Annotated in this window: 1 protein-coding gene; it reads left to right on the top strand. The window is 65.0% G+C overall.

Features of this window, described 5'->3' with window-relative positions; translation table 11 throughout:
• Positions 1–121: 121 nt before the first annotated feature.
• The gene (gene arc, locus E1200_RS32955; protein ID WP_131956543.1) at positions 122–1,885 is read left to right on the top strand and encodes a proteasome ATPase; all 1,764 of its coding nucleotides are present in this window, start codon (positions 122–124) and stop codon (positions 1,883–1,885) included.
• The last annotated feature ends 85 nt before the right edge of the window (positions 1,886–1,970 follow it).

Raw genomic sequence — 1,970 nt, 5'->3', positions numbered from 1 at the left:
TCCCAATGCCCCCCGAACACCCCCGCACGACACGAACACCGAATGGGCAGGTTACGGAAGCCCTCCAGATAGGTAGGGTCTCAGTAGGTCGTCGGCTCTCTTCGTGAGGAGGTGACGGGGCGTGGCCGCTCGGGAAGATGCTGGGGCGCGCAAGGCGCAGCACGAAAAGGAGGTCAGAGACCTCCAAACGCAGATCTCCTTCCTGGAGGAGGAGATCTCCGTGCTGCGCCGCAAACTCGCGGAGTCCCCGCGCCAAGTACGTGTGCTGGAAGAACGCCTCCATGAGGCACAGGCCAACCTGGCCGCCGTAACCGGCCAGAACGAGCGACTCGTAGCGACCCTCAAAGAGGCTCGCGAGCAGATCGTGGCGCTCAAGGAGGAGGTCGACAGGCTCGCACAACCACCATCCGGATACGGAGTCTTCCTCGAAGCCCGCGACGACGGAACCGTCGACATCTTCACCGGCGGACGCAAACTCCGCGTCAACGTCAGCCCGGCCGTCGACGCCGACGACCTCCAGCGCGGCCAAGAGGTCATGCTCAACGAGGCCCTCAACGTCGTCGAAGCACTCGAGTTCGAAGAGCAGGGCGAAGTCGTCATGCTCAAGGAACTCTTCGACGACGGCGAACGCGCCCTCGTCATCGCGCACGCCGACGAGGAACGCGTCATCAAACTCGCCGAACCACTCCGCGGAGTACCCCTCCGCGCCGGCGACTCCCTCATGCTCGAACCCCGGTCCGGATACGCCTACGAGAAGATCCACAAGGCCGAGGTCGAAGAACTCGTCCTCGAAGAGGTCCCCGACATCTCCTACAACGAGATCGGCGGCCTCAGCGGCCAGATCGAACTGATCCGCGACGCCGTGGAACTCCCGTACCTGCACGCCGACCTCTTCCGCGAACACCAGCTCAGACCGCCCAAGGGCGTCCTCCTCTACGGACCCCCCGGATGCGGCAAGACGCTCATCGCCAAGGCCGTCGCCAACTCCCTCGCCAAACAGGTCGCCGAGAAGACCGGCCAGGAGGGCAAGAGCTTCTTCCTCAACATCAAGGGCCCCGAGCTGCTCAACAAGTACGTCGGCGAGACCGAACGCCACATCCGCCTGGTCTTCCAGCGCGCCCGCGAGAAGGCGTCCGCCGGAACCCCCGTCATCGTCTTCTTCGACGAGATGGACTCCATCTTCCGCACCCGCGGATCCGGAGTCTCCTCCGACGTCGAGAACACCATCGTCCCGCAGCTGCTCAGCGAGATCGACGGCGTCGAAGGACTCGAGAACGTCATCGTCATCGGCGCGTCCAACCGCGAGGACATGATCGACCCCGCGATCCTGCGCCCCGGCCGCCTCGACGTCAAGATCAAAATCGAGCGGCCCGACGCCGAAGCCGCCAAGGACATCTTCTCCAAGTACATCCTCGACGGCCTCCCGCTCCACCCCGACGACGTCAAGGAGCACGGCGGCTCCACCGCCGCCACGATCGAAGCCATGATCCAGGCCACGGTCGAGCGCATGTACACCGAAAGCGAGGAGAACCGCTTCCTCGAGGTCACCTACGCCAACGGCGACAAGGAAGTCCTCTACTTCAAGGACTTCAACTCCGGAGCGATGATCCAGAACATCGTCGACCGCGCCAAGAAGATGGCCATCAAGCAGTTCCTCGACACCGGCCAGAAGGGCATGCGCGTCACCCACCTCCTCGCCGCCTGCGTCGACGAGTTCAGCGAGAACGAAGACCTGCCCAACACCACCAACCCCGACGACTGGGCCCGCATCTCCGGCAAGAAGGGCGAGCGGATCGTCTACATCCGCACCCTCGTCTCCGGCACCAAGGGCTCCGAAGCCGGCCGATCCATCGACACCGTCGCCAACACCGGCCAGTACCTGTAACGAGGCCCACACCGTGACACCGGCGCGGCGGCCCCCCGAACGGGAGGCCGCCGCGTCCGCGCGCCCCGCCACACCCCCCGCGAAC

The sequence above is a fragment of the Actinomadura sp. GC306 genome (assembly GCF_004348665.1).
Taxonomy (GTDB): domain Bacteria; phylum Actinomycetota; class Actinomycetes; order Streptosporangiales; family Streptosporangiaceae; genus Spirillospora.
Note: the sequence above shows the minus strand (reverse complement) of the source record. Positions and strands in the feature narration are given on the sequence as shown.